This window comes from Ideonella azotifigens (genome assembly GCF_021043325.1).
Taxonomy (GTDB): domain Bacteria; phylum Pseudomonadota; class Gammaproteobacteria; order Burkholderiales; family Burkholderiaceae_C; genus Ideonella; species Ideonella azotifigens.
On record NZ_JAJNKD010000010.1, the window covers coordinates 138,799 to 165,042 of the forward strand.

29 protein-coding genes are annotated in these 26,244 nt (G+C 68.2%); 10 read left to right on the plus strand and 19 right to left on the minus strand.

Annotation, left to right across the window (positions count from 1 at the left end):
- Nucleotides 1-38 precede the first annotated feature (38 nt).
- The 3 genes from LRH25_RS20380 to LRH25_RS20390 all read left to right on the plus strand — a co-directional run bounded on the left by LRH25_RS20380 (nt 39) and on the right by LRH25_RS20390 (nt 2,617).
- On the plus strand, nt 39-533 hold the full coding sequence (locus tag LRH25_RS20380; protein WP_231012081.1) for a thioredoxin domain-containing protein: 495 nt from the start codon (nt 39-41) through the stop codon (nt 531-533).
- A 330-nt stretch (nt 534-863) separates the two neighbouring features.
- Nucleotides 864-1,613 carry an SDR family oxidoreductase gene (locus LRH25_RS20385; protein ID WP_141288181.1) on the plus strand — a complete coding sequence of 250 codons (750 nt, stop codon included), beginning with the start codon at nt 864-866 and terminating at the stop codon, nt 1,611-1,613.
- A 104-nt stretch (nt 1,614-1,717) separates the two neighbouring features.
- On the plus strand, nt 1,718-2,617 hold the full coding sequence (locus LRH25_RS20390) for an AraC family transcriptional regulator (RefSeq protein WP_141288180.1): 900 nt from the start codon (nt 1,718-1,720) through the stop codon (nt 2,615-2,617).
- On the opposite strand, the gene pqqE is transcribed toward LRH25_RS20390, so the two are convergent.
- From pqqE to pqqA, 5 genes are all read right to left on the minus strand, one after another.
- Nucleotides 2,614-3,735 (minus strand): pyrroloquinoline quinone biosynthesis protein PqqE, encoded by a 1,122-nt coding sequence (gene pqqE, locus LRH25_RS20395; RefSeq protein WP_141288179.1) that lies wholly within the window; start codon nt 3,733-3,735, stop codon nt 2,614-2,616. The two genes, LRH25_RS20390 and pqqE, sit on opposite strands and share 4 nt — an antisense overlap.
- A 103-nt stretch (nt 3,736-3,838) precedes the next feature.
- The gene (gene pqqD / locus LRH25_RS20400) at nt 3,839-4,114 is read right to left on the minus strand and encodes a pyrroloquinoline quinone biosynthesis peptide chaperone PqqD (RefSeq protein ID WP_141288178.1); all 276 of its coding nucleotides are present in this window, start codon (nt 4,112-4,114) and stop codon (nt 3,839-3,841) included.
- Nucleotides 4,111-4,863 (minus strand): pyrroloquinoline-quinone synthase PqqC, encoded by a 753-nt coding sequence (gene pqqC / locus LRH25_RS20405; protein WP_141288177.1) that lies wholly within the window; start codon nt 4,861-4,863, stop codon nt 4,111-4,113. Before pqqC ends, pqqD begins: the two co-directional genes overlap by 4 nt.
- Nucleotides 4,864-4,870: 7 nt before the next feature.
- A complete protein-coding gene (gene pqqB, locus LRH25_RS20410; protein ID WP_141288176.1) occupies nt 4,871-5,791 on the minus strand; it encodes a pyrroloquinoline quinone biosynthesis protein PqqB in 921 nt (306 codons plus the stop codon).
- Between the two features lie 94 nt (nt 5,792-5,885).
- A complete protein-coding gene (gene pqqA, locus LRH25_RS20415; protein ID WP_141288184.1) occupies nt 5,886-5,960 on the minus strand; it encodes a pyrroloquinoline quinone precursor peptide PqqA in 75 nt (24 codons plus the stop codon).
- 253 nt (nt 5,961-6,213) lie between these two features.
- Here pqqA and LRH25_RS20420 point away from each other — a divergent pair, with 253 nt between their 5' ends.
- The 3 genes from LRH25_RS20420 to LRH25_RS20430 all read left to right on the plus strand — a co-directional run bounded on the left by LRH25_RS20420 (nt 6,214) and on the right by LRH25_RS20430 (nt 8,603).
- Nucleotides 6,214-7,569: an ATP-binding protein gene (locus LRH25_RS20420; protein ID WP_231012082.1), complete on the plus strand. Its 1,356-nt coding sequence runs from the start codon at nt 6,214-6,216 to the stop codon at nt 7,567-7,569.
- Nucleotides 7,566-8,195 carry a response regulator gene (locus LRH25_RS20425; protein WP_231012083.1) on the plus strand — a complete coding sequence of 210 codons (630 nt, stop codon included), beginning with the start codon at nt 7,566-7,568 and terminating at the stop codon, nt 8,193-8,195. The genes LRH25_RS20420 and LRH25_RS20425 overlap by 4 nt, the downstream gene beginning before the upstream one ends.
- 120 nt (nt 8,196-8,315) lie before the next feature.
- A complete protein-coding gene (locus LRH25_RS20430) occupies nt 8,316-8,603 on the plus strand; it encodes a hypothetical protein (RefSeq protein WP_141289905.1) in 288 nt (95 codons plus the stop codon).
- A 36-nt stretch (nt 8,604-8,639) separates the two neighbouring features.
- On the opposite strand, the gene LRH25_RS20435 is transcribed toward LRH25_RS20430, so the two are convergent.
- Nucleotides 8,640-8,996 (minus strand): hypothetical protein, encoded by a 357-nt coding sequence (locus LRH25_RS20435; RefSeq protein ID WP_170201014.1) that lies wholly within the window; start codon nt 8,994-8,996, stop codon nt 8,640-8,642.
- Between the two features lie 156 nt (nt 8,997-9,152).
- Between LRH25_RS20435 and LRH25_RS20440 the strand changes: the two genes are divergently transcribed.
- Nucleotides 9,153-9,845, plus strand: coding sequence for a M48 family metalloprotease (locus LRH25_RS20440; protein WP_170201013.1), 693 nt, complete (start codon nt 9,153-9,155; stop codon nt 9,843-9,845).
- On the opposite strand, the gene LRH25_RS20445 is transcribed toward LRH25_RS20440, so the two are convergent.
- From LRH25_RS20445 to LRH25_RS20485, 9 genes are all read right to left on the minus strand, one after another.
- Nucleotides 9,794-10,909 carry a methyl-accepting chemotaxis protein gene (locus LRH25_RS20445; RefSeq protein WP_141289903.1) on the minus strand — a complete coding sequence of 372 codons (1,116 nt, stop codon included), beginning with the start codon at nt 10,907-10,909 and terminating at the stop codon, nt 9,794-9,796. The two genes, LRH25_RS20440 and LRH25_RS20445, sit on opposite strands and share 52 nt — an antisense overlap.
- 250 nt (nt 10,910-11,159) lie before the next feature.
- Entirely contained in the window at nt 11,160-11,840 is a 681-nt protein-coding gene (locus LRH25_RS20450; protein WP_141289902.1) for an HAD family hydrolase, read from the minus strand.
- A gap of 120 nt (nt 11,841-11,960) precedes the next feature.
- The gene (pabB, locus tag LRH25_RS20455; RefSeq protein WP_231012135.1) at nt 11,961-13,832 is read right to left on the minus strand and encodes an aminodeoxychorismate synthase component I; all 1,872 of its coding nucleotides are present in this window, start codon (nt 13,830-13,832) and stop codon (nt 11,961-11,963) included.
- Between the two features lie 20 nt (nt 13,833-13,852).
- Nucleotides 13,853-14,386: a formaldehyde-activating enzyme gene (gene fae / locus LRH25_RS20460; protein WP_141291436.1), complete on the minus strand. Its 534-nt coding sequence runs from the start codon at nt 14,384-14,386 to the stop codon at nt 13,853-13,855.
- A 58-nt stretch (nt 14,387-14,444) separates the two neighbouring features.
- Nucleotides 14,445-15,266 carry a formylmethanofuran dehydrogenase subunit C gene (locus LRH25_RS20465; RefSeq protein ID WP_231012084.1) on the minus strand — a complete coding sequence of 274 codons (822 nt, stop codon included), beginning with the start codon at nt 15,264-15,266 and terminating at the stop codon, nt 14,445-14,447.
- Complete coding sequence (fhcD, locus tag LRH25_RS20470; protein ID WP_141290025.1) at nt 15,263-16,192, minus strand: formylmethanofuran--tetrahydromethanopterin N-formyltransferase; 930 nt, start codon at nt 16,190-16,192, stop codon at nt 15,263-15,265. The genes LRH25_RS20465 and fhcD overlap by 4 nt, the downstream gene beginning before the upstream one ends.
- Complete coding sequence (locus LRH25_RS20475) at nt 16,189-17,874, minus strand: formylmethanofuran dehydrogenase subunit A (RefSeq protein ID WP_141290026.1); 1,686 nt, start codon at nt 17,872-17,874, stop codon at nt 16,189-16,191. The genes fhcD and LRH25_RS20475 overlap by 4 nt, the downstream gene beginning before the upstream one ends.
- Nucleotides 17,871-19,148: a molybdopterin-binding domain-containing protein gene (locus tag LRH25_RS20480; RefSeq protein WP_231012085.1), complete on the minus strand. Its 1,278-nt coding sequence runs from the start codon at nt 19,146-19,148 to the stop codon at nt 17,871-17,873. The genes LRH25_RS20475 and LRH25_RS20480 overlap by 4 nt, the downstream gene beginning before the upstream one ends.
- Nucleotides 19,149-19,387: 239 nt before the next feature.
- A complete protein-coding gene (locus LRH25_RS20485) occupies nt 19,388-20,095 on the minus strand; it encodes a HisA/HisF-related TIM barrel protein (protein WP_231012086.1) in 708 nt (235 codons plus the stop codon).
- Between the two features lie 69 nt (nt 20,096-20,164).
- Here LRH25_RS20485 and LRH25_RS20490 point away from each other — a divergent pair, with 69 nt between their 5' ends.
- The 3 genes from LRH25_RS20490 to LRH25_RS20500 are packed head-to-tail and all read left to right on the plus strand — an operon-like array spanning nt 20,165 to nt 22,813.
- The gene (locus tag LRH25_RS20490; RefSeq protein WP_141288821.1) at nt 20,165-21,133 is read left to right on the plus strand and encodes an ATP-grasp domain-containing protein; all 969 of its coding nucleotides are present in this window, start codon (nt 20,165-20,167) and stop codon (nt 21,131-21,133) included.
- Nucleotides 21,120-22,214 carry a hydantoinase/oxoprolinase family protein gene (locus LRH25_RS20495; RefSeq protein ID WP_141288822.1) on the plus strand — a complete coding sequence of 365 codons (1,095 nt, stop codon included), beginning with the start codon at nt 21,120-21,122 and terminating at the stop codon, nt 22,212-22,214. Before LRH25_RS20490 ends, LRH25_RS20495 begins: the two co-directional genes overlap by 14 nt.
- Nucleotides 22,214-22,813: an amino acid kinase family protein gene (locus LRH25_RS20500; protein WP_141288824.1), complete on the plus strand. Its 600-nt coding sequence runs from the start codon at nt 22,214-22,216 to the stop codon at nt 22,811-22,813. Before LRH25_RS20495 ends, LRH25_RS20500 begins: the two co-directional genes overlap by 1 nt.
- 15 nt (nt 22,814-22,828) lie before the next feature.
- Here the strand turns inward: LRH25_RS20500 and LRH25_RS20505 are convergent, their stop codons facing one another.
- From LRH25_RS20505 to LRH25_RS20520, 4 genes are read right to left on the minus strand one after another with little or no spacing between them, the layout of a single operon-like run.
- A complete protein-coding gene (locus LRH25_RS20505; protein ID WP_231012087.1) occupies nt 22,829-23,533 on the minus strand; it encodes a (5-formylfuran-3-yl)methyl phosphate synthase in 705 nt (234 codons plus the stop codon).
- Nucleotides 23,530-24,147 (minus strand): DUF447 domain-containing protein, encoded by a 618-nt coding sequence (locus LRH25_RS20510; protein WP_141288826.1) that lies wholly within the window; start codon nt 24,145-24,147, stop codon nt 23,530-23,532. Before LRH25_RS20510 ends, LRH25_RS20505 begins: the two co-directional genes overlap by 4 nt.
- The gene (locus LRH25_RS20515) at nt 24,140-25,579 is read right to left on the minus strand and encodes a DUF6513 domain-containing protein (protein ID WP_141288828.1); all 1,440 of its coding nucleotides are present in this window, start codon (nt 25,577-25,579) and stop codon (nt 24,140-24,142) included. Before LRH25_RS20515 ends, LRH25_RS20510 begins: the two co-directional genes overlap by 8 nt.
- Complete coding sequence (locus tag LRH25_RS20520; RefSeq protein ID WP_141288830.1) at nt 25,558-26,121, minus strand: flavoprotein; 564 nt, start codon at nt 26,119-26,121, stop codon at nt 25,558-25,560. Before LRH25_RS20520 ends, LRH25_RS20515 begins: the two co-directional genes overlap by 22 nt.
- Between the last annotated feature and the right edge of the window lie 123 nt (nt 26,122-26,244).

Here is a 26,244-nt window from a genome sequence, read left to right on the forward strand (position 1 = left end):
GCCTGGGTCGGCTGTTGGCACGCGTTTTCTGTGCCGCGTTGCTCACACTGCTTGGCGCCGCCACGCATGCCCTCGGCATCCCGCCCGCTTACGAACCACTGGTCGTCGAACCTGGCGGCGGCCCGGAGCGCGCCGAGTTCGATCTCGGGCCGGCGCTGGCGCGTGCCCAGCGCGAGAACAAGCGTCTTTACGTCTACCTCGGCGCGAGCGACTGCCCGTACTGCCGACGCTACGAGAACTTCCTCGGCAAGCATGCCGGGGAACTGGTGTCGCACTTCAAACCCTGGATCGTCGTCGACCTGCGCAGCACGCTGTCGACGACGGCGAACAAGCTGTTCATCCGCGTGGGCAACAAGTCCCTGCCCTACCTCGAGTTCCAGCGTTCAATCGGCGACGAGCGCACCCGCATGCTGGTCTATCCCAGCGTGTGGTTGTTCGACCCGCAGCTCAAGCCGCTGATGCAGATGCCCGCAGGCACAGGCACCTTCGAGACCGTCGAGGAACAGCTCGAAATCTTGCAACTGGTGCAGTAGCGCAGCGGTCGCGCCAGGCGGCTGACTGGCTTGCCGAAAGTCCCACCAGCTTGCTCGGCCTGGCGGGGCCACAGCGCGGCGGCGCATGCGCGGTGACGAACGCCGGCGTGAGTTGAGGCTGCGCCCCATCTCGATGGATGCCAATCGGCGCCCCCGCCTCTCGATGCCACGTGACCGGAGCGTGACGCCTGTGCGGCCAACCCAGTCGTGCCAAGATTCAGCACTTTTTGATTTGGACGATGGCCAAATACTTCTGGACTAAACGGCATTGTGAATCCGGTTCTCGCTGGGTATCGTTTTTCCATCGCAACTCAACCAATGGAACGAACCATGAAAACCGTCCTCATCACCGGCTGCTCTTCCGGCTATGGCCTGGAGACCGCCCGCCACTTCCACGCCAAGGGCTGGAACGTCATCGCTACCATGCGTAGTCCGCGTGAAGACGTCCTGCCCAGGTCGGACCGCATGCGCGTCATCGCGCTGGACGTCACGAACTCCGAGAGCATCGCCGCCGCGCTATCGGCTGCGGGTCCCATCGACGTGCTCGTCAACAACGCAGGCATCGGCGTCATCGGCGCCTTTGAAGCCACGCCGATGAGCACTGCTCGCGAAGTCTTCGATACCAACACATTCGGTGTCATGGCCATGATGCAGGCGGTGGTGCCCCAGTTCCGCGAGCGTGGCGCCGGCGTCATCGTGAACGTGACGTCCAGCGTCACCCTTGCCTCCTTCCCGCTCGCCGGTGTCTACACGGCCAGCAAGACGGCCGTGGAAGGCCTCACCGGCTCCGTCGCCCATGAGCTGGGTGCCTTCGGCATTCGCATCAAGCTCGTCGAGCCTGGCTATGGCCCCGGCACGCGCTTCACCGAGAACGGCGGCGCCCGCATGCAGGGCCTGATTCCTGAGGCCTACCGGCCCTTCGCCGACCCCATCTTCACGGCGTTCGCGAACCCCGGCCCCGTGACGACTGCGGCTGATGTCGCAGAGATGGTGTGGCAGGCCGCCCACGACACATCCAACCGCCTGCACTTCGCCGCAGGCCCGGACGCCGTGGCCCTGGCACTGGCCAAGGCCGCGTAAACCGACCGCTCGTTGAGCCGCTCACCCAGCGCCCCAACGCGCCTGACGCGCGAGACCTATGCTGCAAGGTGTGTCCAATGACCGTCCCAGACGAGCGACGTGCGATGAGTGACCCGCTGACCCAAGTCGTCCACCTGCTGCAACCGCGCGCCGTCTTTGCCAATCTCATCAGCGGCAAGGGCGACTACGCGGTGCGCTACGCCGAGTATGGCCAGCCGAGCTTCTGCATCATGTTGAAGGGCACCTGCAGGCTCGCCGTCGACGGGCACGAGGAAGTGACCCTCAATGCAGGCGACTTCGTGCTGCTCCCTTCCACGCCACCTTTCACCATCTCCAGCTTCACGCCGGCGCCGCTACCCGTCCACATCGACCCGAAGACAATGCCTGGCGGTGCGGGCGAGCGTCGCTACGGCACGCCGGGAGGCGAGCCCGAGATGCTGTCGCTTGGGGGCGCCTTCCTCTTCGATTGCGCCAACCCGAAGCTGATCGTGTCGCTGCTCCCGGGCGTCGTGCATGTACCGGGCGCGACTCGCCTGGCGCAGTTGGTGCAGATGCTGGGCGACGAGTACATGGACCCAAGGCCAGGCAACGAGTTCATGCTGTCGCAGCTGGCAGGCATGATGCTCATCGAAGCCATGCGGTGGAGCACGACAGGTCGTGCGCCTCCGGGTTTGCTGTGCGGCCTGGGGGACGAACGCCTTGCGCCCGCGCTGCAGCAAATGCATGCGCAGGTGGATCGACCCTGGACAGTGGGCGAGCTCGCGGACGTCGCAGCCCTCTCGAGGTCGGCGTTCTTCGACCGCTTCAGCCGGACCGTCGGCGTTCCGCCGATGGCGTACCTGCTGTCCTGGCGGATGGAGCTTGCCAAGCAGCTGTTGCGCAAGGACCTGGCAATTGCGGAGGTGGCGGAGCGTGTCGGCTATGCCTCCACAAGCACGTTCAGCACTGCCTTCAGCCGCCACGTCGGGAAGGCGCCTCGGCTGTACGCCCGAGAGGGAAGCTAGGTCGACGATGCGCTCAGCCGGCGCGAGTTCTTTGCGTCGCGGAACACCAGCGGATGTTCGGCGACAGTCGCCAGGCCAGCCTCGGCGCGTTGCACAGCCTCCTGCACCAGGCCGTGGTGCGGGCTCTTCACGCACACCGGGTCGGCCACCGTCGGATCGTGCGCGATCAGATACGCCTGGCAGCGGCATCCGCCCAGGTCTTCCTCGCGGTGTTCGCAGCTGGCACACGGCTCCTTCATCCAGCCGGTGCCGCGGTAGCGGTTGAAGCCTTCGGAGTCGAACCAGATGTCGCGCACCGAGTGCTCGCGCACGTTCGGGAAGCTCAGGCCGGGCAGCATTTTCGCGGTGTGGCAGGGCACGGCGGTGCCGTCGGGCGTGACGGTCAGGAACATGCTGCCCCAGCCGTTCACACACTTCTTCGCCTTGCCCTCGTGGTAGTCGGGGGCCACGAAGAAGATGCGCATGCGGTCGCCCAGCTTCACGCGCCAGGCATCGGCCACGGCTTCTGCGTGCTGCAGTTGCGCACGCGTGGGCAACAACGCATCCCGGTTCTTGAAAGCCCAGGAGTAGTACTGCGTGTTCGCGAGTTCGAGGTACTCAGCGCCCAGCTCGGCCGCCATGCCGATGATGCGGTCAATGTGGTCGATGTTCAGGCGGTGCAGCACCACGTTCATCACCATCGGCCAACCCTGGTCCTTGATGGTCTGGGCCACCCGGTTCTTCAGCTCGAAGGTCTTGGTGTGCGAGAGAAAGTCGTTCATCTCGCGGGTCGAGTCCTGGAACGAGAGCTGCACATGGTCGAGGCCGGCGGCCTTGAGCGCACGCGCCCGCTCCACGGTCAGGCCGACGCCTGAGGTCAGCAGGTTGGTGTAGTAACCCAGGCGACGCGCTTCGGCGACGATCACCTCCAGGTCATCACGCAACAGCGGCTCGCCGCCCGAGAGGCCGCATTGCACGGCGCCGAGTTCGCGGCCTTCGCGCAGCACCCGCAGCCAGTCGTCGGTCGACAGCTCCTCGGGCTGGTTCGCGAAATCGATCGGGTTGTAGCAGAACACGCAGTGCAGCGGACAGCGGTAGGTCAGCTCGGCGAGCAGCCACAAGGGTGGGCCAGGCGTCATGACAGCCCCTCGTCCGATGAATACATCGGCCGATCCCCCGGGGGGATGCGGGCCGGCTTGGGAGCGGCCCGGCGCTCGGCCCGCAAAGGATGTTTCATGGCGTTCATTCCCAGGTCAGCCACTTCTGCTTGCCAGCGATCTCGACGAACGACAGCACCTCGGGCCCGAGACCCTTGGCATTGAACGCCAGCTCAAGTTCGCCGACGATTGCCTCGATGCTGCGTTCGCCGTCGCAGCGCAGCATGATCTCGCCGGCGCTGCCGTTGAGCTTGACCATGCCCTCGGGGTACAGCAGCACATGGCAGTTCTGCGCCGGCTCCCACTGCATGCGAAAGCCAGCGCCGATGCGCGGCCGGATGGACGTCGTCAGCGCCGTCATGCCGACACCCCGTACTTCAATGCGATCGCATCGTTCATGGTCCACAGGATGTCGAGCTTGAACTGCAGCACCTCGAGCGCGCGCTCCTGCGCAGCGCGGGTGCTGAAGTGCGCGAGCGTGACCGAGAGGCCCTGCTCGACATCGCGCCGCGCCTGGCTCACGCGGCTGCGGAAGTAGTGCAGGCCTTCGGACTCGATCCACGGATAGTGTTCGGGCCAGGTCGCGAGACGCTGCTTGTGGATCTCCGGCGCGAACAGTTCGGTCAGCGACGAGCACACCGCCTCCTGCCAGGGTGCGCGACGCGCGAAGTTCACGTATGCGTCGACCGCGAAGCGCACGCCGGGCGTGACGTGGCGCTGGTCGGTGACCTCCTCGCGACTCAGGCCGACCGCCTCGGCCAGGCGCAGCCAGGCTTCGATGCCGCCGGCATCGCGGACGCCGCCGAGCTCGAAGCCGTCGTGGTCGAGGATGCGCTGCACCCAGCCGCGCCGCACGGCCGGATCGGGGCAGTTGGACAGCACCGCAGCATCCTTGACGGGAATTGCGATCTGGTAGTAGTAGCGGTTCGCCACCCAGCCCTGCACCTGCTCGCGCGTGGCGCGCCCGCCGTTGAGCATCAGGTTGTACGGGTGGTGGATGTGGTACGCGCGACCGCGTTCGCGCAGCTTCGTTTCGAACTCGGCGGCACCCCAGGCGGGCGCATCGGCGGGCACGGCTTCGCGCCGCGCTTGGAGGATCTCGGCCTTCATCGGCACCTCAGAGTTGGATCAGCATGCCGTCTTCGCAGACCTCGATGCGTGCAGCAGTCAGCGCCGCGCGCTCGTCGGAGTCTTCGTCGAGGATGGGGTTGGTGTTGTTGATGTGGATCAGGCAGCGCCGCGTGTGCGCCGGCAGCTTCGCGAACCACTCCATCATCCCGCCGGGGCCGGACTGCGGCAGGTGGCCGATGTCGCGCGCGGTCTTCTTGCTCAGGCCCAGGCGCGGCATCTCGTCGTCGGTCCAGAAGGTGCCGTCGACCAGCAGCGCATCGGCACGGGCCATCGCGTCGAAGACCGGTGGTGTGATCGCGCCGAGGCCGGGCGCGTAGAACACGGTCGCGCCGGTCTTCTCGTCGCTGATCAGCATGCCGATGTTGTCGCCTTCCACCGGGTGCTCGCGGTGCGGCGAATAGGGCGCCGGCTTGCTCGACAGCGGCAGCGCGCGAAAGCTCAGGCCAGCGACACCGGCCACACGAAACGGCGTGCCATCAAGCCCGATGCGATGCCGCTCGACACCGCAATAGTGGCCGAGCACACGCAGGATCGGGTTGCCCTGGCTCAAGTCCTCGGCGACCGGGTCGGTGCACCACAGCGGCAGCGGCGAGCCGCGCTCGCGCAGCATGAACAGGCCGGTCGCATGGTCCACCTGTCCGTCCATCAACACAACGCCGGCGATGGCGGTGTCGCGCAGCGCGCGCGCGGGCTGCAGTTCGGGGCGGGCGCGGACCTGCTCAAGGATGTCGGGCGAGGCGTTGAAGAGCACGCCGTCCGAGGCATCGTCAGGCCGCACGAAGATCGACGACTGGGTGCGCGGCTTGCACCGCACACTGCCCGACCGGACGCCGGCGCAGTTGCGGCAATTGCAGTTCCATTGCGGGAAACCGCCGCCGGCGGCAGACCCGAGCACGCTGATGCGCATTGTTTGTTGGACACCGGAAAGGCGCGCGCTTGCGCGTGCCTTGAAAGAGGAAGGCACCGAGCCACGCCTGCGCGCAGCGCCGGTGCCGGGTTCGTCAGCGGGCGCTGACGTACATCGTGATCTCGAAGCCGAAGCGGAAATCAGCGGCGGTCGGGGTGGTCCATTGCATGGCAAGTCTCCGGAAGTGAATGACACGCAGGCCGGTCGACCTGCGCAAGGATGCAGCTTGCATCCCATGGTGAAGGATCGCTCCCCAAGCCTCTGCGCGCCAGTCGCTGCACCATGATTCGCGCCTCATGATTTTCATGATTGCGACCGAGGGTCGACCCGGTTCCTGCGTCGTTCGCGAATGTGTTGGCGGATCGGTGGTTACCATGGCGCGTGCTCACCTTCCCGACCTGCGGGGCTCCGCCGCCCACGCCATGACCTTGCGCCTGAAGATCAACCTGATCGTCGGCGCGCTGACGATCCTGTTTGTCGCGGCCGTGCTCGCGCTGCAGCTGCGCAGCATGCGCGAGTCGGTGCACGAGGAGGTGGTGGCCGCCAACCGCGTCGCCACGCAGCTGCTGCAGCGCAACACCCTGCTCTATGCGGCCCAGGGCACGCCGGCGATGCTCGCCTACCTGCAGGGCATTGGCCGCGTGCGCTCGAACGACATCGTGCTGTACGACGGGCAGGGCCAGGTGCTGTACCGCTCCCCGGCGTCCACCTACAAGGCAGGCCGCGATGCGCCCGACTGGTTCGAGCGGCTGATCGCACCGGCACCTTCGGTGCAGTCCATCGTTTTCCCCGGCGGCAAGCTGGTGACGCAGTCCAACGCATCGCGCGCCGCGATCGACGCCTGGGACTACCTGCTCGTGCTCGGCGCCGGTGCGGCGGTGCTGCTGGCCGTCGTCAACGCGCTGGTGTTCTGGCTGGTCGGACGCACGGTGCGGCCGTTCGGGCAGATCGTCGGTGCACTCGAGTCGCTGGAGGCCGGTCGTTTCGACGCGAAGCTGCCGCCGCTGCCCGGCGCCGAGGCGAGCTTGATCGGCGCGGCCTTCAACCGCATGGTCGGCCGCCTGCGCCAGAACATCGAGACCGAACGCCGCGCCGCGCTGGCCGAGAGCCGGCTGGTCGACAACCGCGAACTCACACGCTGGATCGAGCGCCAGCTCGAACAGGAGCGGCGCCTCATCGCGCACGAACTGCACGACGAGCTCGGCCAATCCATCACCGCGATGCACAGCATGGCGATTTCGATCGCGCAGCGCGTGCGCGGCCTCGATGTGCAGGCAGAGCAGGCGGCGCGCACCATCGCCGACGAGTCGTCGCGCCTCTACGAGGCCATGCACGGCATCATCCCGCGCCTTGCGCCGCTGATGCTGGACAACTTCGGCCTCGCAGACGCACTCGGGGACCTCGTCGAACGCACGCGGCGCAGCCAGCCAGGCGCAAGCATCGAGCTGCAGGTGGGACTGGGCGATGCGAGCCTGGCGGCCGATGTCGCGCTGGCGCTGTACCGCGGCGCGCAGGAAGCCGTGACGAACGCGCTGCGACATGGCCACGCGACGCACATTTCCGTGTCGATGCGGCGCGAGGCCGACGCCGCGTTGCTCACTGTCACCGACAACGGCCAGGGCCTGCCGGCCGCACCGGCGCCGAGCGGCCACCATGGCCTGCGCTGGCTCGCCGAGCGCACCGAGGGCCTGGGCGGCAGCTTCCGGATCGCCAACCGCACGCCGCAAGGCGTCGAGCTGCAGGTGCGGCTGCCGTTGGCGGAGGCAGGCGCCACATGATCCGCGTGATGCTGGTCGACGATCACGCGCTCGTGCGCATGGGTTTCCGCATGCTGCTCGCCGACGCGCAGGTCGAGGTGGTGGCCGAGGCCGACACCGGCGAGCAGGCCTGCGCCGACTACGCCCGCGTGCGGCCCGACGTGGTCGTGATGGACCTCTCGATGCCCGGCATGGGCGGGCTGGAGGCTGTCAGGCGGCTGATCGCACAGGACCCGAAGGCGCGCATCCTCGCGCTCTCGGCCTTCGAAGACACCGCACACCCGCGCCGCGTGCTGCGTGCCGGCGCGCTCGGCTACCTGGCCAAACGCAGCGCGCCCGAGGCCCTGATCGCCGCGGTGAGCTCGGTCGCGGCCAACCGGCCCTACGTGGACGCGCACACCGCGCAGGCGCTCGCTGTTGCCGAAGTGAGCGGCGGAACCAGCCCGGCCGAGACGCTCAGCGAACGCGAGTTCTCAGTGTTCGTGCAGCTCGCCCGTGGCCTGAGCGTGGCGCAGATCGCCGAGAACCTGAGCCTCTCGCAGAGCACCGTCGGCACCCACTTGTTCCACGTCAAGCAGAAGCTCGGCGCCAGCAACCAGTCGGAGCTGACGCTGGTCGCCCTGCGTTGGGGGCTGATCGAGGCCTGACTGTCCGAACACGTCCGTCGCGACCCAAAGCGGAAATGGCACTTGGCGAACTGAAGGTCGTAGAGCAGACCTTTGGCACGATGCCGTATGCTTCACTGACCCACGCCACTTGCGATCGAGATGACAGCCAAGCTATCGAAGGATGAACTTCTCCGCCTTCTCGATACCCTGATGCATCCGAAGGCAAGTGGTCTGACAGATGAAGAAAGCTACAACGAGGTCTTGCTGAGGTTCTGCGCGGGATGTCCTGACCCTGTCAAAGCGCGTTGGCTTGTCGTCGAGTGTCTCGACACCATGACGGATGAAGAAATGGTTGATCGCGCGCTGGCGATGCCGTTTCGCGCAATGACCACCGTTCCGACGAGTGAATTGCCGACCGGGCACCCATTGAGGAAATTGTCCAGATAGCAGCCGTCCGTCCGCGGCCGCTTGTTGCCGGAGCCTTTAGCCCATCGGCCGGAGTGGTGCATCCGGTAGCACCGGCGGCGCATCGCTCGCCAGCGAGTACACCTCGATCCCGCTGAGCACGCCGCCGCTCTCGTAGATGAAAGCTCCGGCCGGCGCCTCCATAGGCCCGCAAAGGAAATCGCCAAGAACGTGAACCCCTGGCGGAGCAGGCGGATGACCCTTGAGCTGGAAATTGATGCTCGCACATCCACAGGCGCACTGCCAGGGGGTCACCTCAAGTTCATCGAGTTGGGCGAGAGATGGCCCGGCTTCTTCCGTTCCGTTCTCCAGCATCCACTTGGCGAGAGCGCGCTCGCCAGCAGTCAGCGCCCGATTGGTAGAGACCGCATTCATTTGCGCAGTAGCCTACCTGAAAGCCTGCGCTCGCTACCGTCAGCTCCTGGCCGGCAGCCGCCACGCCCATCGAATGCGGGTTACCCCGCAATCTGGCATGGTTGTTGCACCGCACCAATGGCGGCGGGACATTGCCGCGTCGCGGGAGCGTACGACATGCGCTGGTGGATCGTCACACTCACTCTGCTGCTCGCAGGCCCGGCCACCCGCGCCGACGAGGGCATCCTCGGCGTACTGGCCAGCTCGCAGCTGACCCGGCTCGACCGCGTGACCCCGGCAGACCCCGCCAGTCCACGCGCCCGCACGGTGCGCGCCAGCTTCGAGACCCTGGCGCGCGTGTTGGCGCTCAGACACCCGGTGGAACTGCGCATGATCGAGGGCGACACCATCGCGGAGACGCTGCAGGGCCGCATCATCGTGGCGAACGAATCGCTGGGCGACCTGAGCGAGGGCGAGCGGATGTTCGTTCTCGCGCACGAACTGGGGCACATCGAGCTTCGCCACTGGGAGCAGACCGAGCGCCTCTACCAGAAATGGGTTCCGGGCGCCGTGACGCCAGACCAGACCGAGCCGGTGGCCGCACTGCTCGGACGCGACGCCTCCGGGCTTGCGCACCGGCAGGAACTCGAGGCCGATGCGTTCGCGCTGCATGCGCTGCACGCACTCGGCCGCACGTCTCAGGATGCCATGACAGCCTTCATGCACCTGGGCATGACCCAGGACACCGCCACGCACCCGGGAACGCGCAAACGGCTCGCATCGCTGCGAGCCGCCGATGCGCAGTGGTCGCGTGACGCTCAGGCGACGACTCGGAACGAGCTCATCGACTCCGTCAACTTGCCCGACTGACCCTTCAGCGACTGGGCCGCTGCCGCGAGTTCCTCGACGAGCGCGGCGTTCTGCTGCGTCATCGTGTCGATCTGGGCAATCGCGCTGTGCACCTGCTCGATGCCGTTGCTCTGTGATTGACCGGCGTCGGCGATGTCGGTGATCAGGGACGACACGCGCTTCACGCTTTCCAGAATCTCCTTCATCGTGCGCCCCGCGTCGTCGACCAGCTTGGAGCCGGCCTCGACCTTCTGGGTCGAGTCGCCGATGAGGGTCTTGATCTCACGTGCGGCGGTCGAGCTGCGCTGCGCGAGACTGCGCACCTCGGAGGCCACGACCGCGAAACCGCGGCCGTGCTCGCCGGCCCGTGCCGCCTCGACCGCGGCATTCAGCGCCAGGATGTTGGTCTGGAAGGCGATGCCGTCGATGACGCCGATGATCTCGGAGATCTTGGTCGCGCTGCCGTTGATCTCGCCCATCCGCAGGATCACGTCGCGCATCGTCTTCTCGCCGCGCGCTGCGACCTCGCTCGATTGCGTGACGACGGTGCGTGCCTCCTGCGTGCTGCGGGCATTGCTCTGCACCGTGTTGGCAAGCTGATCCATCGAGCTGGCGGTCTGCTGCAATGCGCTGGCCTGGCTCTCGGTACGGGTCGAGAGGTCGAGGTTGCCGTTGGCGATCTCCTCGGAGGCGATGTTCACGCCACCCACCGTTTCGCGCACCGCCAGCACCGTCTTGCGCAGCTTCTTGCGCATCGAATTGAGTTCGGCGCGCAGCCACGAGATCTCGTCCTTGCCGGGCGAGTCGATCACGCTTTCCAGGTCACCGCCGGCGATGCGGATCACGCATTGCACGGTCGATTCGACCGATTCCTTGATGCTGCTGCGGATCAGCATGCCCGCGAGCAGCGAGAACGCGCAGCCACCGAGTGCGGCAAAGCCCATGAACCAGACCGCGGTGCTTGCCGGCATCCCACCTTGCAGCGCCCATGCGCCACCAGCGCAGATGCCTGCGATGATGACTGCGGTGCAGCCAAAGCCAATCGTCACCCGGCGCACCAGGCTCACTCTCCGAATCCAACTCATGTGTGTCTCCGATAAACACCGCGATCGGCATCCCGTGCTTGCGATGCCCTGTTCTTTGTCGCTGAGGGGAGTTTCGGCCGCATTGGTTTCGACTTAAACAAATAAGTCACGCCACGCGGTCGCTGCGTTCAAGGGGGACCTGACGCGAAACAGCAGGTCTGGGGGCGCGCATGAGGAAACGCCGGGCCGCCCCAAGTTTTCTCATCCCCCTCGGGGGGCCTGACGCGAAGCGGCAGGTCTGGGGGCGCCATCAAGCCGTGTCGATGATCGGCCAGCCCGCCTGCAGCGCGTGCTGGCGCAGGCGGGTGTCCGGCCGCACGGCGACCGGGTTCGAGACCGCGCCGAGCAGCGGCAAGTCGCTCGCCGAATCCGAATAGAACCAGCTGTGCTCGAACGCCGCCAGGCCATCCGCGCCGCCGGGCATCTGCTGCGCCAGCCATTGCTGCACCCGCGTGACCTTGTGCTCGCGGAAGCAGGGCAAACCGTCAATGGCGCCGGTCAGCGCACCGTCCGGGTGGCCATCGGCGGTCGCCGCCTCGGTCGCGACGACATGCGCAATGCCGAACAGGCGAGCGCAGGGCTCAGCGATGAAACGGGTGGTGGCGGTGACGAGGGCGCAGAGCTCGCCAGCGGCTAGGTGGCGCTGCACCAGCGCACGCATGGCTGCGGGCACGCGAGGGCGCAGCGCACGCTCGAATTCGTTCGCCCACTGCGCCAGCCTCACCCGCGGCACGCTCGCCAGCGGCGCGACGCTGGCGAAGTGCATCGCGTGGATGTCCAGCGTGCCGGCCACGTACTGCCTGCAGTAGCCGAGGTAGGTTTCCTCGGCCTGCGCAGGCAGAACGCCCCGCCCGACCAGGAACTGCGTCCAGGCCATGCCACTGTCGAACGGGATCAGCGTATGGTCGAGGTCGAACAGCGCGAGGTTCACCGGCGTACCTTCGTGCTGCGCACTGCGGTGCGAGCTCCTTCGGACGGCCGAGCGGGGCTCACTGGCATACCTTCGTGCTGCGCACTGCGGTGCGAGCCCCTTCGGACGGCCGGGCGGGGCTCATGCGGAAACATGCCGCGGCAGCACCGCGAGTTCGGCGGGCAATGCGCCGCGCAGGGCGTTGCACACGACGATGCGCTCTGCTTGCGCGAGATCGGCGCGCGTCAGGCTGCGCAGCTGCGCGTTCCAGGCCGGGTCGTCGAGCAGCACGCCACGCATCACGCCCGGGAGCGCCCCGTCGGTGATCGGCGGCGTCCACCAGCGGCCATCGATGCGAACGAACACGTTGCTGCGCCCGCCTTCGACGAGCCGGCCCGCACGGCTGAAGAACAAGGTATCGAACGCGCCGGCGCTTTCGGCCGTACGCACGCCGGCGTCGTAATGCTGTCGTCGCGTGGTCTTGTGGGCCGCGAGCGCGTCGGCCTCGGGCAGCGTGTCACCGCCGAGCAGCAGCCGCACCGGGCCGGCAGGCAGCGGGGCGAGCGGCGCGTGGGTCAGGCTGATGCGTCCGCCGTGGGCCAGCGCCAAGCGCAAGCGCGTCTCGCCGGTGGCCTCGGGTTCAAAAGCCAGCAGCTTCTGCAACACGGCCTCGCGCTCGAACGCGAAGCCGAACACGCGCGCACTGTGGGCGAGCCGGGCGAGGTGACGCTCAAGGTGCTGCACGCCCTCGCCCGGGCGCCACAACATCGTCTCGAAGAGCTCGAAGCCGGGATCGAGGCCGGTCAGGAAACGTGCCTTCAGGCGGCATTCGTCGAACTCGTCGTCCGCACGGCTGTCGAGCACGATGCCGGCACCCACGCCGATGCGCATCGCGCGCAGGCCACTGGCCGCGGCGCCCAGCGTCAGCGTGCGGATTGCGACTGAGAGGCAGAAGTCACCGATGCGCGCTTCGCCGGCCGGCGCGCCACGTGGTGCGTCGATCCAGCCGATCGCGCCGCAGTAGAGACCGCGCGGCGTGCTCTCGAGTCCGGCGATCAGTGCCATCGTGTGGTGCTTGGGCGCGCCGGTGATCGAGCCACACGGGAACACGGCGCGCAGCAGCTCCGGCATGCCGACTTCAGGACGGATCTGCGCCTGCACCGTCGAGGTCATCTGGAACACGGTGGCATACGGCTCGATCGCGAACAGCGCCGGCACGTGCACCGAGCCGGTCTGCGCGAGCCTGCCAAGGTCGTTGCGCAGCAGGTCGACGATCATCAGGTTCTCGGCGCGGTTCTTGATGTCCAGGGCCAGCAGGCGCGCCGATTCGCTGTCGCTCTCCGGTGCGGCAACACGGGCGGCCGTGCCCTTCATCGGGCGCGCCGTCAGCAGGCCGGCCTCATGGCGCAGGAACAACTCGGGCGAGAGCGACAGCACATGCGTGCTAGCCCAGCCCGCCGGCAAGGCAATGAAGGCACCGTAGTCGACCGGCTGGCGCGCGCGCAGCCGCCGGTACAGCGCGATCGGCGAACCGAAGGCCGTCCCGTTCATCCGGTAGGTGTAGTTGACCTGGTAGGTCTCGCCGGCGCGGATCGCCTCGTGGATCGCCTCGATGGACCGCGTGAATTCGGCGCGGTCGACGCTCGCCTCCAGGTTCATGGTGCCGACCGGCTCGTCCGCACCGGAGGTGTCGTGCTCGGCGAGCCAGGCATCGACCGCTTCGCGAGACAGGTGCGTCAGCGTGCGGAACATCAGCACGCGCAGCGCGCGGTCCTCGCCCGGCTTGTCGTCGCCAGGCCGGACGCCGGCCTTCAGCAGCTTCGCGCCCCACTCGTAGTCGGCCAGCAGCACGGCGTGCAGCCCTGCGCGCAGGTCGGCATCGACCTGCGCCCAGGTCGCATCGAGCAGCGCCGGTTCGGCGCACACATGCGCGCGCTCGAAGTCCTCGTACAGGCGACTGCTGGGCCGCGCGTTTGTCGCGGCGCGGTCATCGAGCAGCGCGAAGCAGGCCATCGTCAAACGCCCGGCAACACTCAAGACCAATCGTCCATGTCGTGCTTGATCTTGTGGCGGTTGGCGATCAGCTCCTCCACCGACGGCTCGTTGTTGAGCGCACGGCGGATCGCGAGCATCGTCGCCTCGTGGTTGGTGCGGTACATGTCCTGCTTGTCCAGGTTCGGATCGGTCGCGCAGCGGGGGTCGATCCAGACCAGGCTGATGATGCACAGCTCGTTGGCGATGTCCCTGGGGATGATGCCCTCGATCAGGCAATCGACCACCGCGTCGGCGGTGGCGCTTTGCACCACGCCGCCGAACAGGTCGATGTTCGCGAAGTCCTTCAGCGTGACCTTGGGCACGACGATGGTGGCGGGCCGCACCAGCTGGTTGCAGGCGCGGATGGCGAACATCGCGGTGTGGCCCTTGCTCTGCGCCATCATGTTGGCGAAGGCCTGGCCGACCGGGCCGCTGGTGCGGCCGATCAGGATCTCGGGCATCGCATCGGTGAACTGGCCGTCGCGGGCCAGCACGGTCGCCTCGCCGGCGTGGAAGAGGTAATCGTTGCTCATCGTGGGTCTTTCGTCAGAGGAATTCCCGGTTGCCGCGCGCGGCACCGCAGTCGCAAGCCTACACGGTGACGATCAACTCGCCGCGACCATCGGCCGCGAGGTCCCCGAGGTGGCGCGCGGTGCGCCGCGCCGACAGGCCGGCGAAGGGCCCGCCGTGGCGGGCGATGTCGCGCGCGATCAGCTGCCACGCGACCGCTGCGTCGACCAGTGCCGGCACGAAGGTCGGTGGCAGGACAGGCGCCGGACCCACGAACACGACGCTGCCGCGGCGCATGCCGTAGCCCACGTGCGCGCCGGCTTGCCCACCGATGGCGATGGTGCCCGCGACCAGCCGCGATGCGAGGAAGTCGCCAACATTGCCAAACACCAGCACCGTGCCGCGCCGCATGCGGTCGGCGAATCGATCACCGGCGTTGCCGCGCACGATCAGCGTGCCGCCGCGCATGCCGTCCATGCTGCCAGGCAAGGTGCTGGCGGCGTGGTCGCCGACATTGCCGGCGATCGTCAGCGTGCCGCCCGCCATTTCGCACGCGGCCAGCAAGCCGGCGTTGCCCTGCACCTGGACATCGCCACCGGTCATGCAGGCGCCAACGTAGTCTCCCGCCGGGCCCGCGACCACGATCCGCCCACCGGCGAGCTGCCAGCCAATGCGGTCGAAGCGCGACAGGTCACCCTCGAACACCAGTTCGCCGCCCGCCTCGGGCGAGTCGTCGCAGGCGACCGAGAAGAACTCGGCGAGCGGCAAGGTCTGCATGCCGTGCGTCACGGGCAGCCGCTCGATCTGCACCAGCGTGAGCCCTGCGAGGGCTGCCGGTGTCACGCCGCGCAGATCGACCCGCAACGCGGGTGGCTGCTTCAGGACGAAACGCACGCGGCTCATTGCTTGCCCCCGGCGGCATCGAGCAGCTTGTGCAGATGGAAGTGGTAAGGCCCCAGCTTGCCGCCATAGTTGCCGGCCGAAACCCGCAGCATCCCGCCGGCCGCGCCGATCTCGACGCAGGCGTCCATGCCCACGCGCATCGCCGCGCCGACATCGGCCTCGGTGAGGCCATCAATCACGATTTCGAGCACGCAACGCACCTCGGGCGTGAGTTCGCTCTTGGCCACGAGGCCGTAGAGGCCGGGGCAGAAGGCGTCATTGGTTGAGGCGCTGAGCGCCGCGTACTTGCTGCCGACCTTCGAGCCCGAACGCACCACGCCACCGGGGAACGGCATCACCACATTCGGCAGGCGCTTCATCGCAGCCACCGCGGACTCGGCGGCATGCAGCGCAGCCTCGGTGTCCGTCGCGAGCATCAACAGGTTGCCGCCACCGACCGATTTGGTCACCGCCGTCGTTTCCTGCGCGACGAACTCGCCGTCCATCACCGGCACGCGCCAGTAGCGCACGCCGTTGATCAGCTTCGAGATTTGCCAGCCGTCGCCGAAGAAGCGCAGGTTCTTGCCGAGCGCGATGGCCTCGCCTTCGCTGATGCCGGCGAACACGGCGGTGGTCGGGCAGGTCAGCACGCATTGGCCCACCCGGCGCTCGACCTGCTTCGCGAGTTCCTTGCCGGACATCGAGAAGATCAGCAGCGAACAGCCAGGGCGGCCGTCGGGCGTTTCTTCCGGGCCGAGTTCGCGTTCGATGCCGGCCTCGCAGCCGCAGGCGATCACCGAGGTCGCGAAGCCGGTCGCACTGGCGGCCGCGTGCCGGGCCCAGGTCATGTTGTGGGCCGTGACGATCAGACGCGTGGCCTTCATCGGGAAGGCTTCGGCAAAGGTGTCGTCGATGACGACGCCGTTGATCACACGTGAATCGGTCACGGGCTGACCTCGAAGCACGCGGCCGGCAGCAGGCGCCCACCGTTGCAGCAGCTGCACAGCTCATCGTGGCCGATCGCGAGCTGATCGAAATTGACGCCGCCATGCGTGGCGAGGTGCTTGCGCAGCAGGGTCTCGATGCTGCGGTCGTATTCGGGCGCGACGAAATGCGTGCCGCCAACCGGCGCGGCGGTGATGCGCCCTGCCTGCGCGACCAGCGCGCCGTCCTTGAAGACGTAGGCCGGTGTCGCGAACATCGCCTCGCGATCCGCGCCCTCCCGGTACACCGCGATGTCGGCTGCCGCCCCTGCTCCGAGGTGGCCGCGGTCGGTCAGGCCGAGCAGCCGGGCCGGCGCGGCGCGCGTCATGATCGCGATCTCGTAAAGCGAAAGCTCGCGGGTGATCGATTTCAGCGCCGCGTTCGCCGCCACATCGGGATGCAGCTTCGCCAGTTGCTCGGCGCGGAAGCTGCGGTCCATCAGCAGGCGGATCAGGTGCGGGTAGCTGGTGAAGGGGCCGCCGTTCGGGTGGTCGGTGGTGAGCACCACACGCCATGGGTCATTCACGAGCAGGAAGATCTCCAGGCCGATCACCCATTGCAGCGCATTGACGAAGTTCTGGTCGCGATAGCGGAACGGCACCACCCCGCAGCCGGCCTCGCACTCGATGTCGGCACCGATCCACTTGCGCGGATTCGCAAGGCTCGATTGCGCGTGCTGGCGCATCGTGTCGCCCGAGGCGGTGACGGTCTGGCCGAACATGATCTGGCCAACGTCGATGCTCACATTGGGGTGCGCGTTGACGGCCTCGGCCAGTTGGATGGCAGCCGAGGAGAACTTCTTCGGCCCTTCGGTGCCGTAGGCGTGGAACTGGATGTGCGTGAGGTGGGCAGGCAGGCCTTCGAGCGCCGCGATGGTCTCCAGCGTGGACTCGATGTTGCCGGCCACGCCGAGGTTGCTGCCGTGGATGTGCAAGGGGTGCGGCACGCCGAGCTCGCGCAGCGCTTTCGCCAGGGTGTGCACCACCTGCCGTGGCGTGACGCGCCAGTGCACATGGTCTTCGTCCACATTGAGCTTGCGCTGGTTGAACTTGAAGGCCGAGATGCCACCCGGGTTGACGACCTTGATGCCCATCGCCTTGGTGGCGTTGATGGTCCAGCCCGCGTAGTCGCGGATGCGCTCGAAATCTGCGCCGCGACTGAGCATCTCGAGGAACAGCTCGTCGTTGCCGAGCATCACGTAGGCGCCATGGTCGAGGATGGGCGTGTCGCCCATCTCCATGTGCGTGTGGCGCGCGTTGCAGGCCATCATGGCCGGCTCGAACGCCGCCGTGTAGCCCATCTCCACATAGCGGTAGCCGGTCGCGAGCGTGCCCGGCGTGCAGCCGCCGCAGGAGGCGAGTTCGAGCGGGTTGTCGGGCAGCGCGATCGGGTTCGGACCGCTGCGTTGGAACTCCGGCAGCAGCATGCGCGCGAGGTTGACCTTGCCACCGCCGATGTGGGTGTGCATGTCGATCCCGCCGGCCATCAAGATGCAATCGCTGACGTCGATCTCTTCGGTCGCCACCTCACCGGGCGCAAGTGCCACGATGCGGCCGTCGCGCACGAACAGGTCGCGCGTTTCGCCGTCGACACCGTTGGTGGGGTCGACGATGCGGCCTCCGCGCAGGCGCAATGTCTTCGTCATGTGTCGGCCCCAAGCGGCTGTTGCAGCGCCTGCGTGATGCGCTTGAGCACATCGGCCACGGCAGGCAGCGGATCGGCCTTGAGCGCACGCAAGGGCATGAGGACTGAGCCGTCCATGCGGAACAGGTGCCCGGCAGATCCAATGCCGGGCGTCGCCACCGGGATGAACACCGTCGTGCTGCCCCGCACTGCATCGGCAAATGCCGGGTGGCCGAGCACGATGCGCGGCAGGTCGGTCTGCGGTGGCCCTGGCTCGCTGCCGAAACTGGCGATCCAGAGCAGCGCGTCGACTGCGCCATCCGCGAGCAGGCGCTGTGCATCGAAGCGCAGTGGCTCGTGTTCCAGGCCGGCCGGCGAAGCACGGGAGCGCAGCGGCAGGCCGCCGAGCCAGGTGAACACCGCGTTGACAGTCGAGGCGCCGTCGCCACCGCCCAGCGGCAAGGCGGCGGCGCGGGTCTTCAAGTTCAGCGTCGAGACGATCCGGTTGATCGCTTCGATGATCAAGGCGGCCTGGGATGGCATCTGCCCGGCCTCGTACACGAGCACAGCGTACTTCGCCAGGTGCAATTCGCCAGCGAGCTTGCCGAGCGCCCCGGCCGCCGCATGGGACGCAACGGAGCGGCCGGCAACGCTGGCCGCGAGCATCGCCACCGTGTCGAACAGGTCGGCCTCGAATTGGACGATCTCAAGTCCCGCGATGGCAGGCGCGGCGGCCTGGCCCGCGGCCGGCTGCAGCAACACCAGCCGCGCGGCGCCGTCCTCGCCGATGCCGCAGCGCCGCAGGAACTCCGGGTAGCGCTCGCTGGGCATCGAGCCGACGCAGACGATGAGGTCGGCGCGGGTGCGAACCTCGGCCAGCGTGGTCGTGAAGGCGCCGCGGTCCTGCAGCGCGCGCAGGGACTGCATCAGCGAAACGCCGCCGGCCGGATCGCAGATCGCACCGGTGCGGCATGCCAAGGGGTAGAGCGCGCGGGCACCCGCCGCGTCGGTGCCGAGGCCGCCGAACAGCGGCTGGCGGCTGGCGGCGAGCAGGCGCGCCGCCGCTGCAATGGCCGCCTGCGTTTCGCAATCGACACCGTCGATCTGCGCACGCACGGCTGGCGCGCCGGCCGGGCTGAATCGCGACAAGCCGCTGCGCGCGCGGGCACAGTCGCTGCCCTCCAGCACCCACGCACCCTCGCCCCCGGCGACAGAGAAGCTGTCGCACAGCAGGGGGCAGAACGGGCAGGTCCAGGGCGCCGGGGCGTGGCTGGAAGACGATTCGAGGGCGCTCATCGGGCAGTTACCACGCAAGCGATGTGCCATTCATTCGAGCACAGCAAGCGACACCCGCCTCGGGAGGTGCGCCGCGGACGGGCAAGGCCAAGCCAAGCCCTGTTGCATGACCGTTTCTGGAACACACTGTGGCGCTTTTGACGGATTCGACGGCATCGCCAGCCGGCACCGCGATGGCACGATTCGTGATCCGATCCGGCCATGACAGCGACACCACTCTGGCCACGCCGCCCCGCCAATCAACGAGGCTGGCGCGGCAACTGGAGATCGTGCAGCGCGCTCGCGACCAGCCAGGCGCCGGCCCCGGCAGCGTGGGCGCGGGCCAGGTCATCGCTGCTGCGCACGCCGCCGGCGCCTACGAAGGTCGTGCCCGGCGCGGCGCGGTGCAGCGCGGCCATCGTCTCCAGATCGGGCCCGGCGCCGGAGCCAACCCGCTCCAGCGTCATCACGATCACACGCTGCGGCCACAGCGAGACGGCGTCCCAGCAACCGGCCGGGTCGAGGCGCTTCCCGTCGCGGCGGTCCAGCGACAGCACCGCGCCGGCGGCGCCGAAGCGGCTGCAGCAGTCTTCAAGCGCGGCCCGCGAGCGCAGCGATTCGCTGGCGAACACCGGGACGATGCGCTCCGCATGCGGCGCAAGCTGTGCGCCAAGCGCCGAGGCTGCATCGGCATCCGCGAAGCCCGCATCGACCCACAGCTCAATGCCTGCCAGCGCGCCGAGCAATTCGCGCAGCAACCCGTGTTGGACTGAGCCGCCCGTCAGCGCGTCCAGGTCGGCCACGTACAGTTGGCGCGCCGCGCAGTGGTCGACCAGGATCCTCGCGACCGTCAACGGGTCGCTGCTCGCGCACAAGGCCGACTCGATCGGCCGGTATGCCTGCCGATCGCCGCGCACAGCGCGCACGACCCGGCCCTTCAACAGATCGATCACCGGAATCAGGGTCATGCTGCCGTTCATTTCAGAGTCTGTGGTCACGTGGGTCGCCTGCGGAGATTGCACGCTGCGGTTGCCGCGATGATGCGCGTGTTCGTCTACGAGCACCTGAGCGCCGGCGGTACAGCAGACGCACCGGAAGAGTTGCTCGCCGCCGGCCGCGAGATGCGCGATGCGGTCGTGCGTGATTTGCTGCGCACCGGCGATTGTGCGGTCTCGGTTGCGACTGGCCCGCATGCCACGGAGGTGCCGCCGGGCGCGACCCCAATTGCGGCCCCGCTGCACGCCTCGGGCGAGCGTGCCATCGGTTCGGCCGAATTCGTCGCGCAGCAGTCGCGCCTGCATGATCGAACCTGGGTCATCGCGCCGGAGACCGACGGCGTGCTTGCGCAGATGCAGCGCGCGGTCGACGCCAGCCGCTGGCTGGGCTGCGACGGCGCAGCGATCGCACTCGCTTCGAGCAAACGCGCCACGATCGCCCATGCCGCCGGGCAAGGCGTGACGACACCGCTCGCCTTCGCAGCATCACCGGCCACGCGCCGCTGGGTCGTCAAGCCGGACGACGGTGCTGGCGCCGTCGCGACCCGCGTGCACAACACGCGCGCTGCAGCACTCGAGGACATGGCGGCTCGCCGCGAGCGCGGCGACGCGGTGGTGCTCGAAGCCTGGGTCGCAGGCGAACCGCTCAGCCTCTCGCTGCTGTGCAGCGCGCAAGACGCCGAGCTGCTGAGTGTGAACCGGCAGCATCTCGCGATCGATGCGCTCGGGGCCGTGAGCTTCGAAGGCGTGCAGATCCATGTGCTGCAGGGCACCGACCCGCGCATGGGGGCCCTGCGCGCCTGGGCCCGGACGCTCGCCCGAAGCTTCCCCGGGCTGCGCGGGTATGTCGGCATCGATCTGGTCTGGCACGCGCAGCGCGGGCCGGTGCTGATCGAGATCAACCCGCGCGCGACGATGGCGTATGTGGGCCTGTCGGCGACCCTTGGTCGCAACGTCGCGGCGGCAGTGCTGGATGCGCATCACCAGGAGCTCGCCCATGCCCTCACCTGAACCGCTTCACATTGTCGGCTGGGACATCGGCGGCGCGCATGTCAAGGCCTGCCTGATGCGCAATGGCCGCGTCGTCGATGTGACGCAGTGGGCCTGCCCGCTCTGGCAAGGCATTGAGCACCTGGCGCATGTGCTGCACATCGCGCGGGCCCGCTGGCCGCAGTTCGCGTCGGCGACCCACGCGGTCACGATGACCGGCGAGATGACCGACTTGTTCGAGCACCGCGAAGAAGGCGTGCAACGCATCGCAGCGACCTTGGCCGACACGCTGGCACCGTCGGCTCCGGGCGCCCTGCACTTCTTCACCGGCGAGGGGCCGTGGTGCCCGACCGCTGAAGTCGGTGCGCAATGGGCGCACATCGCGTCGGCCAACTGGCGCGCGACCGCGTTGCACGCGGCGCAGTGCATAGCCGAAGGCGTGCTGATCGACATCGGCAGCACGACAACCGACCTGATCGCCTTTCGCGCCGGCCGCGTGCTCGGCACGAGCCGCAGCGATGCCCAGCGGCTGGCCAGCGGCGAACTCGTCTACCAGGGCGTGGTGCGCACGCCGTTGTGCGCGCTCGGGCCGCGTGTCGCATGGCGCGGTGTGGAGATGAATGTGATGAACGAGTTCTTCGCGACCACTGCCGATGTTTACCGGCTCACCGGTGAACTCGACCCCGCGCATGACCTGCACACTGCCGCCGACAACGCGCCCAAGGACCTGCCCGCCACCGAAAAGCGCCTGGCGCGGATGATCGGCCTCGATGCGCGCGAGGCCAGCTCGGACGACTGGCTCGCGTTCGCCCGCACCTGGCGTGCACGGCAGGTCGACGAACTTGCAAGCCAGTTGCGCCGGGTGGTGGCCGCGCACGGCCTGTCCGACACGGCGGTGGCGCTGAGCGCGGGCTGCGGCGACTTTCTCATCGCCGACGTGGTCTCGCAAGCCGGCCCGACCCGCGAACACCTGCGTTACGGCTTCGACGTGGCGCGCATCGCCGCCGACGCGTTGCCGGGCACCTACGCTGTTGCCCGCTGGGCCCAGGTGTGTGCCCCTGCAGTGGCCGTCGCCGCACTGCTGGATACCGGGCTGCGCTGATGTGGGTCGTCAAGATCGGTGGCAGTCTCATGGCCGATCCGGCGCTGCCGGAGTGGCTGGATCTGCTCGCAAAACTCGGCGGCGGGCGCGTGACCATCGTCTGCGGCGGTGGCGGCCTCGCCGACGAAGTGCGGCGCACGCAGGCGCTGTGGCAGTTCAACGACCTGGCCGCGCACAACATGGCGGTGCTGGCCATGGTGCAAACCGGCTACCAGCTGCACGCGATGAACCCGGCACTGCAACTCGCCGCGAGCAAGGCCGAGATTGCCGGCGTGCTGCACAAGGGCCGCGCGGCGATCTGGCTGCCGTTCGAGCTGCAGCGCGACGCGCCGGATGCGCGAACCAACTGGGACGCCACCTCCGACACCATCGCGCTCGATCTGGCGCACGAGCTGAACGCGGAGCGCCTGGTGGTCATCAAGTCGTGCGAGATCGACCGGTCTCAAACGCTGGCGCAACTCGGTGCGGCAGGCGTGCTGGACGAGAGCTTTCAAGGCGGCGCGCGCGGCGCCGCATTCCCGATCGAGGTCATGGCGAAGCACGAACTGCCGCGCATGCGCGCGCTGTTGCTCGGCGGGCTGCGCGACCTCGACGGTTGAACCGACTCAGGCGTTTCAGGCGCTGAGGGGTGCCGGCGCGGCGCGCAGCCGCGCGGCCAGTTCACGCAGACGTTCAGGATCAAGCGCCCCGCTGCGGTCGCCCGCGCACACCGCACTGCGAAAGCCCGCGAAATCGGGCGCAAGTTCCTGCAAGGCCGGGAGTTGCGCATGACGCAGCGCGCCGGCCAGACCCACCAGCGCGCCGCTGGCGCGAACCCGGGCGACGAAACGCCGCAAATCGGCGACAGGCATCAGATCGAACAAGCTGCCTGCGAGCTTGTCGGCCGTGTCGACCATCATGCCGGGGAACTTCAGCGCACACGCGTGCGCGACCTGCTCGAAGTCGAGCCCGCGGTCGGCAATGAAAACCGGGATGATCCGGTGGCCGGTCGCGGCCAGCGCATCGAGCACCGCGCCCGAGGCCGTCTCGCGTTCGATGCCGACCTTCACGTAGTCGACGCCGCAGGCCGCGACCGCTTCGACGCGCGCCAGGATCGCAGGCAGGTCGTTCATCGGCAGGTCGCCAATCGTGGCGCTGATGGGCTGCGGGCTGCCCTGCTCCCGCAAGGCCTGCACGACCCGTGCAACCGCATCGACCGGCAAACCGCCGAGTGCGCCGTCGCGGGGCTCCTTGAGGTCGATGAAATCCGCGCCGCTGCGCGCGGCGATGCGCGCCTCGGCCACATCGCGAACGCTAACCAGCATGCGCATGCGCATCATGGCCGCTTCTCCTGGGAGCATGGTGGCGTCGAATCGGCTGCCGCCGCGCGGTGGCGAGCGATGGCCTCGGTCAGCCAGCCCCAGGCCTCGTGCTCCTCGGGGCCGGCAGTCTTGTCGATTGCGATCTGCAGGTAGCGCATCTCGGCATCCACCTTCTCCGCAGCCAGCATGTGCAAGCGGCTCACCAGCACCGCCCCTTCGATCACCGCCGCCTGCGCGCGGTTGAAGCCGATGTAGGGCGCATGGTTCACCTCGAACACGCGCGCCATGCGCAGCACCGGGCGCTGCGCATCGTCCTGCAGTTCGGCGAGCTCGAGCTCGACGTGGCTGAGCGCGCAGGCGAGCCGCACGCCCTCGATGCGTTCGGCAGGCCGCACCGGCCAGTTGCGGCGGCCCGTGACCGAGCCGGCGAAGACGCGCGTGTCGGCCACGATGTTGAGCACCGCATGGCGGTTCGCAACGATGTTCGCCAGCGTGGTCGACGGCTTGAACGGCATCAGGATCACGTCGCTGCCGGCCTCGGTCTGGCGGTAGCGAATGCCCATGGGCGCAACATGCGGCACGCCATCAGGGGCCACCGTGCTGATCACGGTTTCAAAAATCACGTCATTCATCGTTCGGTTCGGTCGGAGAAACGGCAGCCGCGGCGCGTGCGCGGCCGGTCTTCGCGCTCGTCATCGTGCTGCCCGGTGCGCACCAGGTGTTGAGGTCGCCGGCATCGGTCGCGACCGCGCAGCCCCAGTCCAGCGGCTGATCCTGCACATAGCGCTTGCCCAGTTGCCAGGCGATCTCGGCGTGCGCGAGTTCGACGCCCATGTAGAACGCGTGGCTGGCATCGCCCTCGAGCTTGAGCTGGGGCCAGAGTTCAAACGCGCCCTGGCCGAGGCGAAGGCCGTCGCGGTTGTAGACGTGCAGGCCGCTGGCCGACACCTGCACGCGGAAATTCGGGTCCTTCACCTGGGCGGCGACCTGTTCGATCTCCTGCGGCGTGTCGGGGAACGGGTGCTTGGCATGCACCGTCATCAGTGCGCCACTCATGCCCTTGGGCAAGGTCTGGTGGCGCGCGGCGGCATGCATGATGCGGCGCGCCCAATCGGCCTCGCGGACCGCGCGGCGCGCATGCGCGCTGACCTGCGTTGTCAGCACTGCCGCGACGTTCAACTCGGCCGCGATGCCGAACAACAGCGCGTTGATGCCGCTGGTGTCGGCCTCGGTGAGCTCGGTCAGGTTGCCCACGCCCATCATGATGGGCGCATCGGGAAAGCGCTCGCGCAGGCGGTGGTAGCGCACGATCGAGGCGGTCAAGCCGAACGGGATCGGATCGAGGATCGAGTCGGCGAGGAACGGCCGGCCGCGCCGCTGCATGGCCTCCACCGCCTCGAACAGCGAGGCCTCGTCCGCCGGCACACGCGGGATCAGCACCGGCGTGGACGCGACCTCGTCGGCCACCCACAGCGTGTCGAGGTTCAGGCTCAGCAGGTAGTCGGCGCCGGCGCGGCCGCCGCGCAGCAACTCGTCGGGGTTGATCGAGTCGACGCTGACGGCGAAGCCGGCCGCCTTCAAGGCCTGCACGCTCTCGACGAGGTGATCGAAAGGCGTTTCGGGCAGGCAGCCGAGGTCGATCACGTCGGCACCGTCGGCCGCGAGCACGCCGGCGCGCGCGACGATCTGCGCCACGCTGAGCTGCGGCGCGTCGACGATCTCGGCAAAGATCGCGACCTCGTATTCGGTCAGGTCGATCGGTTTGGCGGCGCGGTTGAAGTGGCGCGGCAGGTCCTTCAGTTCCTCGGGGCCACGCTCGACCGGGATGCCGTAGTGGCGCGTCAGTGCGTCCATGTCGCCCCGGCAACGGCCAGGCACGATCATGCGGTCGGCGCCGAGCGGCGCAAGCACGCGGCGCTGGATCATCTCGGCCGTCATCAGCGCGGCGACCTGCAGGCCGATCTCACGCACCTCCCAGCTGAACGGCAGCGCATCCATCCCGCCCAGAACGCGCCGAAGGCTGGCCTCGGCGAGGCGTCCAGTCAGGAAGACGATGTGTTCCATGCGAGCGAAAGTTCCTTCAGGCGCGTGGCAAGCGCCGCTTCGAGTTCGGCAGGCGAGGCCACGACTTGGCAGAAATCGATGTCGCGCAGCCGATCGACATTGTCGAACTCGATGCGCCTGGGCCGCAGCGTGACCCAATCGTGCGGCGAGCGCGTCACGACCACCGGCTCGGTGTCGCATGCAAACACGATGCCCGGGATGCCGAGCTTGCCGGCCTGCGCGAACATGTTGGTCGGCAAGGTGTCACTGATGCCGAAGGCGCACTTCGCGACCGTGTTGCTGGTGGCCGGCGCGACGACGACGGTGTGATACACGTTCTCATACAGCGTGCCGACCGGCACCGCGCTGGCGGTCTTGTCGCGGAAGATCCTGAAATCGGGTCGCAGTTCGTCGAGGCCGATCTTGTAGATAGGCAGCACCTCCTCGGCGGCGGCCGACAGGAACAGGTCAACCTGCGGCAAGCGCGCCGCGAGCGCAAGCGACTCTTCCAGGAAGTGGCCGGAACCGGTGATGCACCAGGCGAAGCGGGAGGGCGCCGGCATCACAGCGGCACCTCAGCACGCGCCGGCCAGCGCCCGGCCGCCCCGAAGCGGCCGGCGACCCCCTCGGGGGGTGACCCTGCGTACCCGCGGGGCCGGGGGCTCCCAGCCGGCCAGCGCGCGGCC

Bases quoted from the DNA above. Each gene is read 5' to 3' on its own strand.
- LRH25_RS20390 (WP_141288180.1), top strand. From the start codon at position 1,718: ATGAGTGACCCGCTGACCCAAGTCGTCCACCTGCTGCAACCGCGCGCC.
- LRH25_RS20425 (WP_231012083.1), top strand. From the start codon at position 7,566: ATGATCCGCGTGATGCTGGTCGACGATCACGCGCTCGTGCGCATGGGT.
- LRH25_RS20475 (WP_141290026.1), bottom strand. From the start codon at position 17,874: ATGACGAAGACATTGCGCCTGCGCGGAGGCCGCATCGTCGACCCCACC.
- pabB (WP_231012135.1), bottom strand. From the start codon at position 13,832: ATGGCCTGCTTCGCGCTGCTCGATGACCGCGCCGCGACAAACGCGCGG.
- LRH25_RS20520 (WP_141288830.1), bottom strand. From the start codon at position 26,121: ATGCCGGCGCCCTCCCGCTTCGCCTGGTGCATCACCGGTTCCGGCCAC.
- pqqC (WP_141288177.1), bottom strand. From the start codon at position 4,863: ATGAAGGCCGAGATCCTCCAAGCGCGGCGCGAAGCCGTGCCCGCCGAT.
- LRH25_RS20490 (WP_141288821.1), top strand. From the start codon at position 20,165: ATGATGCGCGTGTTCGTCTACGAGCACCTGAGCGCCGGCGGTACAGCA.
- LRH25_RS20435 (WP_170201014.1), bottom strand. From the start codon at position 8,996: ATGAATGCGGTCTCTACCAATCGGGCGCTGACTGCTGGCGAGCGCGCT.
- fae (WP_141291436.1), bottom strand. From the start codon at position 14,386: ATGAGCAACGATTACCTCTTCCACGCCGGCGAGGCGACCGTGCTGGCC.
- LRH25_RS20430 (WP_141289905.1), top strand. From the start codon at position 8,316: ATGACAGCCAAGCTATCGAAGGATGAACTTCTCCGCCTTCTCGATACC.
- LRH25_RS20440 (WP_170201013.1), top strand. From the start codon at position 9,153: ATGCGCTGGTGGATCGTCACACTCACTCTGCTGCTCGCAGGCCCGGCC.
- LRH25_RS20485 (WP_231012086.1), bottom strand. From the start codon at position 20,095: ATGACCCTGATTCCGGTGATCGATCTGTTGAAGGGCCGGGTCGTGCGC.
- LRH25_RS20385 (WP_141288181.1), top strand. From the start codon at position 864: ATGAAAACCGTCCTCATCACCGGCTGCTCTTCCGGCTATGGCCTGGAG.
- LRH25_RS20420 (WP_231012082.1), top strand. From the start codon at position 6,214: ATGACCTTGCGCCTGAAGATCAACCTGATCGTCGGCGCGCTGACGATC.
- pqqB (WP_141288176.1), bottom strand. From the start codon at position 5,791: ATGCGCATCAGCGTGCTCGGGTCTGCCGCCGGCGGCGGTTTCCCGCAA.
- LRH25_RS20500 (WP_141288824.1), top strand. From the start codon at position 22,214: ATGTGGGTCGTCAAGATCGGTGGCAGTCTCATGGCCGATCCGGCGCTG.
- LRH25_RS20465 (WP_231012084.1), bottom strand. From the start codon at position 15,266: ATGAGCCGCGTGCGTTTCGTCCTGAAGCAGCCACCCGCGTTGCGGGTC.
- LRH25_RS20495 (WP_141288822.1), top strand. From the start codon at position 21,120: ATGCCCTCACCTGAACCGCTTCACATTGTCGGCTGGGACATCGGCGGC.
- pqqD (WP_141288178.1), bottom strand. From the start codon at position 4,114: ATGACGGCGCTGACGACGTCCATCCGGCCGCGCATCGGCGCTGGCTTT.
- pqqE (WP_141288179.1), bottom strand. From the start codon at position 3,735: ATGACGCCTGGCCCACCCTTGTGGCTGCTCGCCGAGCTGACCTACCGC.
- LRH25_RS20515 (WP_141288828.1), bottom strand. From the start codon at position 25,579: ATGGAACACATCGTCTTCCTGACTGGACGCCTCGCCGAGGCCAGCCTT.
- LRH25_RS20445 (WP_141289903.1), bottom strand. From the start codon at position 10,909: ATGAGTTGGATTCGGAGAGTGAGCCTGGTGCGCCGGGTGACGATTGGC.
- LRH25_RS20510 (WP_141288826.1), bottom strand. From the start codon at position 24,147: ATGAATGACGTGATTTTTGAAACCGTGATCAGCACGGTGGCCCCTGAT.
- LRH25_RS20480 (WP_231012085.1), bottom strand. From the start codon at position 19,148: ATGAGCGCCCTCGAATCGTCTTCCAGCCACGCCCCGGCGCCCTGGACC.
- LRH25_RS20505 (WP_231012087.1), bottom strand. From the start codon at position 23,533: ATGATGCGCATGCGCATGCTGGTTAGCGTTCGCGATGTGGCCGAGGCG.